General features: G+C 27.8%; 9 protein-coding genes. 3 read left to right on the top strand and 6 right to left on the bottom strand.

The window, feature by feature from the left end; all coding sequences use genetic code 11:
- On the top strand, window positions 1–415 hold a 415-nt coding region (locus EZH24_RS05230; RefSeq protein ID WP_170310837.1), incomplete at its 5' end, for a 4Fe-4S dicluster domain-containing protein.
- Window positions 416–458: 43 nt separating this feature from the next.
- Here the strand turns inward: EZH24_RS05230 and EZH24_RS05225 are convergent.
- Both EZH24_RS05225 and EZH24_RS05220 read right to left on the bottom strand, forming a co-directional pair.
- Complete coding sequence (locus EZH24_RS05225) at window positions 459–725, bottom strand: hypothetical protein (RefSeq protein WP_137998082.1); 267 nt, start codon at window positions 723–725, stop codon at window positions 459–461.
- A gap of 140 nt (window positions 726–865) precedes the next feature.
- Window positions 866–1,087 (bottom strand): hypothetical protein, encoded by a 222-nt coding sequence (locus EZH24_RS05220; protein WP_137998081.1) that lies wholly within the window; start codon window positions 1,085–1,087, stop codon window positions 866–868.
- A gap of 302 nt (window positions 1,088–1,389) precedes the next feature.
- On the opposite strand from EZH24_RS05220, the gene EZH24_RS05215 reads away from it, so the two are divergent.
- Complete coding sequence (locus tag EZH24_RS05215) at window positions 1,390–1,773, top strand: YbaB/EbfC family nucleoid-associated protein (RefSeq protein WP_137998079.1); 384 nt, start codon at window positions 1,390–1,392, stop codon at window positions 1,771–1,773.
- 25 nt (window positions 1,774–1,798) lie between these two features.
- A complete protein-coding gene (recR, locus tag EZH24_RS05210; RefSeq protein ID WP_137998078.1) occupies window positions 1,799–2,410 on the top strand; it encodes a recombination mediator RecR in 612 nt (203 codons plus the stop codon).
- Window positions 2,411–2,425: 15 nt separating this feature from the next.
- On the opposite strand, the gene EZH24_RS05205 is transcribed toward recR, so the two are convergent.
- From EZH24_RS05205 to EZH24_RS05190, 4 genes are all read right to left on the bottom strand, one after another.
- Window positions 2,426–3,376, bottom strand: coding sequence for a DUF4340 domain-containing protein (locus EZH24_RS05205; RefSeq protein ID WP_236847078.1), 951 nt, complete (start codon window positions 3,374–3,376; stop codon window positions 2,426–2,428).
- Window positions 3,377–3,480: 104 nt separating this feature from the next.
- The gene (locus tag EZH24_RS05200) at window positions 3,481–5,223 is read right to left on the bottom strand and encodes a motility associated factor glycosyltransferase family protein (protein WP_137998076.1); all 1,743 of its coding nucleotides are present in this window, start codon (window positions 5,221–5,223) and stop codon (window positions 3,481–3,483) included.
- 220 nt (window positions 5,224–5,443) lie between these two features.
- Window positions 5,444–6,088 carry a hypothetical protein gene (locus EZH24_RS05195; protein ID WP_137998074.1) on the bottom strand — a complete coding sequence of 215 codons (645 nt, stop codon included), beginning with the start codon at window positions 6,086–6,088 and terminating at the stop codon, window positions 5,444–5,446.
- Between the two features lie 281 nt (window positions 6,089–6,369).
- Window positions 6,370–6,813 carry a MarR family transcriptional regulator gene (locus EZH24_RS05190; protein WP_137998073.1) on the bottom strand — a complete coding sequence of 148 codons (444 nt, stop codon included), beginning with the start codon at window positions 6,811–6,813 and terminating at the stop codon, window positions 6,370–6,372.
- Window positions 6,814–6,874: the final 61 nt, after the last annotated feature.

Raw genomic sequence — 6,874 nt, 5'->3', positions numbered from 1 at the left:
TAGAGACTGTTCTTACGGTTGCGTTGGTTTTTACGATTGTATGAAAGCATGCGAATTTGGAGCGATTATCAAAAGCGAGACGGGAATACCGATTATTGTCGAAGATAAATGCGTTTCTTGTAATATGTGCGTAAAAGCCTGCCCTCAAAAACTCATAGAAATTCATCCCGTTTCTCAAAAATTTCATGTTTATTGCAAATCGAAAGATAAAGGTCCTATTGCCAAAAAATCTTGCGACAGAGCATGCATCGGCTGTAGCATCTGCGTTAAAGCGACAAAAGAAGGCGGAATGAAAATCGATAATTATCTCGCTATAGTTAATTATGAAGATTATTCTCTTACGGACGAAAGCATAGCGAAATGTCCTACAAAGGCTATAACTGATGAAAGAGTAAATTCTGTGGTTAATGTTTGATTTTTAACTTATTTTATTTAAAATAAAAAATATGTATTGATTTTTAAACTCTCGGTCCAAATCTAAAACCTAATTGAACTCCAAAATTTAAAGTTCCGTAATTTTTTGGTTTTTCCACGCCATCTGAATAATGTATTTCATTTTTAGGTAAAAAATCATATCTACAATATAAACCGACATTCACAGCCCATTTTTGAGTAAAGAAAATAGAATAATCGAAAGTCAATTTTGCATAAGGTATAACATAATAAGGTTTGCCTTTTGCTCCTATATCGTCTGCTGACATAGTGGCATCAGTCCACCCGAACATTTTGCCGTCTGGAATACTTTCATTATTTGCAACAGAATATGAATAATAAGAAACTGGCGAATAATCATCTTTATAAGTATAATTCCAATAGCCAAATATGGGAAAGTTTATTCCGCCTCCAATCCCTATTGAAAATCCTCTTACATTAATTTTGTCAATAATCCTATTTGAATGCCATCATAACGAAAATAATAATATTCCAAATTTTTATAATAATATTTAATTTTATAATCATCATGCAAATATCCGATGTCTCCCAAAACGCTTATACCGAAACCATCTTTAATTTGAAACATACCGCCAAATTGAGCGTTAATCCCAACGTCAAAGCCGAAAGAATTTTTTATTCCATAATCTTTCATATTTTGCGAAATAATAGAATAACTTGCTCCAAGTGGAACATTTAATATAAATTCAAAATCATTTTTTGCAAATGCGAAATATTGAAAATCAAAAGAATTGAAATAACAAATAGTTTATTTAAGTTTTTCATAATAAATTCCTTGTATTTATAATTCTTTAAAAATATACAAAAATATTTAAAAAAGTCAATTATAATAATTTTATATTTTATCAAAAAAAATAGATAATTTTTTAAAATATATAAACATTGATAAATAATAAAAAAAGATATATACTTAATAATTATTTCAGGAGATTTTAAATGAACGACAATTTTATTAAATATAGCTCGCCCGCAAATCTTATATCGCTAACTATAGACAAATCTTACATTATAACGGATTTAAATATTGACGAAAGTATGCTCGTTAAAGAACAGAAAGAACTTTTGGAAGAAATGCTAACCTCGAGCGTAAACGAAGCGATTGCGAAAATAAAAGAATTGAATCCAAATGACGATAAAATGAAATTTGACGCTAAAGACTTAAATAAAATATTTGGAGATTTGGCAAAAATGTCTTCGGTTCGATTTGAAAACGGAAAGCCAATTTTAAGTTTTTCTTTAGATTCGATAAGTCCCGATATTATGTCGAAAGTAAACAGTATGATGGACGAATTGGATAAAAATAACGATAAAGACGATTAAATAATCGAATAAAAGAGAATCGATTTTGAATATAATTCCTTCTTTAGACAAACTCGCTCAAATAATATCTCGGCTACCTGGAATCGGCGGAAGAACGGCAATGAGACTCGCTTTATATTTGTTTGAAAGCGACAGAGAATATTTGGAAGAATTTTCAAAAGCCTTATCCTCGCTTCATGAAAATATAAAACTATGCTCAAAATGTTATTCTTTAAGCGAAGATAATATTTGCCCGATATGTTCGAGCGAAAGAAGAGATAAAAAGAAAATATGCGTTGTGGAATCCTATCCCGATATGCTTGCCATAGAAAAAACGGAAGAATATGACGGAGTTTATCATGTTTTGGGCGGTTTAATCGAGCCTATTAAAGGAATAGGAATAAGCGACATAAGAATAAAAGAACTTATCGAAAGATTAAACGATAATATAGACGAAATAATAATAGCTTTTAGCGCGTCTTTGGAGGCTGACACTACGGCGTCTTATATATATAAAACTTTAAGAAATAACGATTATTATGCTTTCAAAGGAAAAATAACCCGAATAACTTACGGAATCTCTCTTTCAAGCGATATAGAAAATGCCGACTCTCGCTCATTGGCAAGAAGCATTTTAGACAGAACGGATATGAATTAATTTTTATTTTTAATTTTATTTATTTATAATATTATCAATCGCTTCTTTCAAATTTGTAAAAGTGGCGTCCGTTATATAATATCTGTTGTTATCGTTTTCAAGCGACACTTCATAATTATTATTTGTATTATTCTTATTCAAAATCTCGTAAGATAAAACATTTGAATCGGCGGATATTTCAATTTTATACAAAACGGAATTTTTATCCAAATCTTCTTTTATCAAGCCGTCCGCTTTTAAGTTGGCTATAGTATAAACTTGTCCGTATAAATCGTTGATGCTTATCGAATTATTATCTTTTATCCAATTTGTAGTGTCTTCCGATTTTTCCAAAGTATAATCTCTATTATTGTAAGAAATTATAATTTTATTTATAGAATCGTTTCGCGCTGACGAAATCGTTTTATTTATAATATCGTCTTCGCTTTTATCGAAAATGTCTTTAGGATTTGAGGATAAATTTCCGAGCAGATATATATTTTTATCTTTATCAATTTGGGAATATACATTTTCTCCGAGTGTCGATTTCATTCCGAATCTTATATTCCTAACTTCTTTTGAAGAGCCGTCAAGAGCGATAACATTTATAGTTTCATCGTCCAAAAGTCTATATTTTTCTCTATCTTCAGCTTCGGCGTCTCCTCTCGAAATTATTTCCACAGGCTGAATAGAATTAAGAGCGTTCGTCATACTTGCAACAACGTCCGAATCGGCTTTATATTTTTCGTTTACAGTCCATTTTCCGTCTTCCAATTTTATTATTAAAGAGTTTTCGTTCGTTCCTCTATTTATTCTTATTTCGGTTATGCCAGAATTAATCGCTTTCAAAGTCGGTAAAGAATAACCCCTGTTTTTTAAGAATAGAGTTAATATTAAAATTATGGCTAAAATTATTATTATAGACGAAAGAATCGCGTATTTCTTGCTTAATTTTTTATTCATTGCATTTGTTATATTTTCGGACATTTAAATCTCCTGTCAATTAAATTAATTAAAACTAATTGATTTAATATACTATAAATAATAAAAATTGTAAAGCGGAATTTTAGAAATATTATTTTGAATTGAGATTATAATTTCTTTATAACGATATCAATTCTCGTTAAAAAATAATTTACATTTTTCAAACTTTCCGAAAGCAAAAAATTAACTTTTTCTTTAATATCGTTGTCTCCTCGCTCGCTCATTATAAGCGCCGCGGATAAAATATTTTTTAGTATCGGCGCTTTTTTTTGATATTCTTTTATAGTATTAGTTATTTCGTTATAATTTTTTTCATTGGATTTGTTATAACTTAAAATAATATTTCTAAATTCTTCCAAAATATTTTTTAATTCAATATACGAATTTTTTATATTATTTGAATTTTCTTTTTTGTATAATTTTTCGGCTATATTCAAAACTTTTTCTCGAGCGTTATCTTCGGTAAAATTTTCTATAATATCTTCTTCAAAAGAATTTATATCAATCGCATCGGATTTTATTCTTCTTATAAACATTTTAGAATATTTATTTTTTAATTCTTTAAAATATTCTATTTGATTTTCAAAAATAAATTCTGTCGGCGGATAAACATTTATATTTGAATTATTTTTTATCGCGTCAAAATAATATGATTCCATTGTTTTTAATTTATTCGTTTTATTAATCATATATTCGTAAGATAGCGCGTGCCGAATATGTCTTTGATAATAAGGATAGCTATTGTCAAAACCGATTAAAAGAACTTTATCGAAACTCGTATAATAAGCGAAATCTATCATCGTTGTCGCTACCGTGCTTGAAGTTGTAAGCGAAGAAATATTTGAAAATCTTTTTAAATATTCCACAATTCCCAAATCGGCTGTCGAAGAAAATCTTATTATATTTGTTTTATCTAAAATAATTTTTGGAATAATTTTATTGCAGGCTATATCCATTATCAAGTAAGGAAATTTTTTTTCTTCTATATAGACGAAATCTAAAGAATTAAAAAATCCTCCGTCAACGGTTATGACGAAGTCTGGAATAATTCCATGTTTGCATAACACGGAGTAGCTCGTATCAACGCAAATTATTATTAGATTTTCTCTGTTATTTTTTATTTTTTCTATATAATTTATCAAAGTGGGACCTGGACAAATTAGCAAAGCCTTAAAATTTTTAAACGCGTTTTTGAAAACGGAAATATCGGCGGATTTATTTATATATTCGCTATTAAATATTATATTTTTTGTCCAAATATTTTCAAAATATAAATTCGTCCATATATTTGAAAATTCTCTCTCGATATTATTGAGTATTCTTTCGTAAAGTTTATTCGCTTTGTCTTTTTCTTCTTTCGTAAGAGACGGAAGCAAAACCAAACTTACTCCGTTTACTTTTTTATAATCGATAATTTTATTTATATAATCTATATTGTCTTCGCCGTGAATAAAAAAAATATTTTCTTTTTCCGTATTAAAAATATTATAATAAGAATATTTAAATAAAATCGTGTCTTCGACTATTACGATTATTTTCAAACTTTCCAAAGTTTTTTCGTTAAAATATTCGTTTATATTTTCAATCAAATATTTAACTATATAACCCAAACCGTAGCCGTAAATTATAAGAAGATTTTTATTTTTATTAATCTTACCCAACGCAATTTTGCATTCGTTTTCAATATTATATTTACTATGAACCGCTCTATTATTTTTATAGGCTATAGTCAAACCGTTTTTATTTTTTTCTATTTTATAATTTAATTTAGAATTTTCTTTATTTAAATTCAAATCCAATAAATCAAAATCGTTATTTATGGCGTTATGCAATCTTACCGAAATATTCATAATAATTATGATAACAAAAAAAATATAAAAATCAATTATAAAAAATAGTCATTGCGAGGCTGCCGTAGGCATGCCGAAGCAATCCACAAAAAAGAGATTGCCACGCCTTTGGCTCGCAATGACAAACATAAAAGTAAATTAGCAATGACTAAATAAAAAGGACTGACTAAATAAATAGACAATCCTTTTTTAATGTTATGATTTTTAATCGTTTAATTTATTAGCGTTTTCCAAAATGGAAGCCAAGCGTAATCATTTCGCCTATAGAATGATGCTGTTTGACATTATTAACGCCAAAAAGTTTCATGCTGTCGCTCTTATCGAAAATCATATATTCGTAATACAAGCCAAATCCAACTACAAAAGCAAATTTATCGTTTCCGTATATTCTATCCTCGAAAAATAATTTTACATAAGGCGATATTGGAGTTTTATTTAATTTTGTGTCCAAATAATCTACAACGGGAATAAATCTCGCTCCCGAAGCAACGCCCAAAACCAAATCTTGCTTGGAGTTTAAACTCGGACTGAATATAAATTTTAAAGCCAATCCCGTAAAAATCCCCAAATTTCCGTTTACCGTATGTTTATCGTTTTTCGATATAGAATAAGAAATTGGATTTCCGCTCGTTCCAAAATCGAATAATAAACTAACTCCCTTAAAGAGATTTTTATTTGCGGCGAATTTATAACCCAATTGCAAATTCAATTCTTTCTTATAAAAGTAAGTGTCGTTGTTTATGTCAATTTTATCGCTAAAACTCTCAACTAAACCGCTTTTTACAAGAAAGTCTAATTCAAATTGAGGAAAAACCGTTCCGCAAGATATTATTAAAATAGTTATGATTATTAATTTTAATCTCATTTTTATTTTCTCCTTAAATTAATAATTTTATAATTCCAAAATTTTTTTGAGCATTTTTTACTCCTTAATTTTTAATTTATTAAATTTTCTTTAACTTGTATCCATAATAATCTCCTTTTGATAATATTTAACAATTAGTCTATTATAATATATTCTAAAAATATTTTAACTATTTATAGTTTATATATATTTATATATTCTATTTATAGACTAATATTATAAACCTCTAAATAAAAGAAAGGTAAAATATTTAATAATATAATTTAGAAATTTCTTATATTTTAATATAATTCTTTTATAGATTTAAGCAATAATTCTACATAGGAATTCATAGCGTTAATATAAGTTTTTATTTTCTCTTTTCCAATTTCGTTTATTACCTTGCATTCGCAATCCATAACCTTTGAAAAAATGCCTTTCGCATATTTTTTGCCTTTTTCCGTAAGGCTAATAATCTTTACTCTTCTGTCTTCGGGCGGTTCTATAAGTTTTAAATATCCTTTTTTATAAAAATCGGTTATGGCGGCGTTTATAGTTTGCTTCGGTATAGAAATTACTTCGTATATATCTTTTTGAGTGCAATTTTCAGTGCTAAAAATAACTCCCAAAATTTTAAATGTCGTGTAGGAAATGCCTTCTTTTTTTGAATAATACTCCAAAGCGAAATTCCATTTATGCATACATTTATGATATTCTTTAATAAATTCTATTAATTCTTCATCCATAAAATCCCGCTCCGATTTGGTAATGTTTTTTAGATTAATTAATTGATAAAATTATTATATT

The organism is Brachyspira catarrhinii (assembly GCF_005518285.1).
In the GTDB taxonomy this organism is placed as follows: domain Bacteria; phylum Spirochaetota; class Brachyspiria; order Brachyspirales; family Brachyspiraceae; genus Brachyspira; species Brachyspira catarrhinii.
Note: the sequence above shows the minus strand (reverse complement) of the source record. Positions and strands in the feature narration are given on the sequence as shown.